Raw genomic sequence first — 884 nt, 5'->3', positions numbered from 1 at the left:
CGCAAGGTTGCCCGCGCGGGCGTGCGCGGGCCAGCTCCCCCGCCCCTGCGGACGGCGCCGCCCGAGCACCAGGTCGGCCCCGCCCGCGCGCACCTCCTCGATGAAGGGCACGAGCAGGCTCGGGTCGAGAGAGGCGTCGCAGTCGCAGAAGCAGACCAGGTCCGCGGTGGCGGCGAGCAGCCCGGCGTGGCAGGCGGCACCGAAGCCGCGCCGTTCCTCGCGTACGACGGTCGCGCCCAGGGCGCGGGCGACCTCGGCGGAGGCGTCGGTGGAGCCGTTGTCCACGACGATGGCGCGCCAGCCCGCCGGGATGCGGGCCAGCACCCAGGGCAGCGCCTCTGCCTCGTCCAGGCAGGGCAGCACGACGTCCACGAGGGCAGGGGTGGGTGGGGATGAGGTGGTCACGGCTGTCACCCTACGAAGCCGAACCAGGACGAACCGGACTTCCGCTCCTTACGAAACGCGGACGTCCGGCTGCCGTGGGGGGCGGGGCCCGGTCGTGGTGCCAGGCTGGAGGGCATGCAGCAGCCGAACACAACACCGTCCGCCGGCCGGGTCCTGGTCGTGGACGACGACCCGACCGTCGCGGAGGTCGTCGCCGGGTACCTGGTCCGTGCCGGACACGCGGTGGACCGCGCCGCGGACGGCCCCTCCGCCCTCGAGTCCGCCGCCGGCCGGTGGCCCGACCTGGTGGTGCTCGACCTCATGCTGCCCGGCATGGATGGGCTGGAGGTGTGCGCCCGGCTGCGGGAGCGCGGCCCGGTGCCGGTCATCATGCTCACCGCGCGCGGCGACGAGGACGACCGTGTGCTCGGTCTGGAGGTCGGCGCGGACGACTATGTGACGAAGCCGTTCAGCCCGCGCGAGCTGGTGCTGCGCGTGGA

The 884-nt window shown here is 74.8% G+C and carries 2 protein-coding genes; one reads left to right on the top strand and one right to left on the bottom strand.

Annotation, left to right across the window (positions count from 1 at the left end; translation table 11 throughout):
* The coding region (locus GT030_RS24650) for a glycosyltransferase family 2 protein (protein ID WP_161202977.1) at nucleotides 1-414 on the bottom strand (414 nt) is incomplete at its 3' end.
* Nucleotides 415-519: 105 nt separating this feature from the next.
* Between GT030_RS24650 and GT030_RS24645 the strand changes: the two genes are divergently transcribed.
* A partial coding sequence (locus GT030_RS24645) for a response regulator (RefSeq protein WP_161202976.1) occupies nucleotides 520-884 on the top strand: 365 nt, incomplete at its 3' end.

The sequence above is a fragment of the Streptomyces sp. SID1328 genome (assembly GCF_009865595.1).
GTDB classification, from domain to species: domain Bacteria; phylum Actinomycetota; class Actinomycetes; order Streptomycetales; family Streptomycetaceae; genus Streptomyces; species Streptomyces griseoluteus.
Note: the sequence above shows the minus strand (reverse complement) of the source record. Positions and strands in the feature narration are given on the sequence as shown.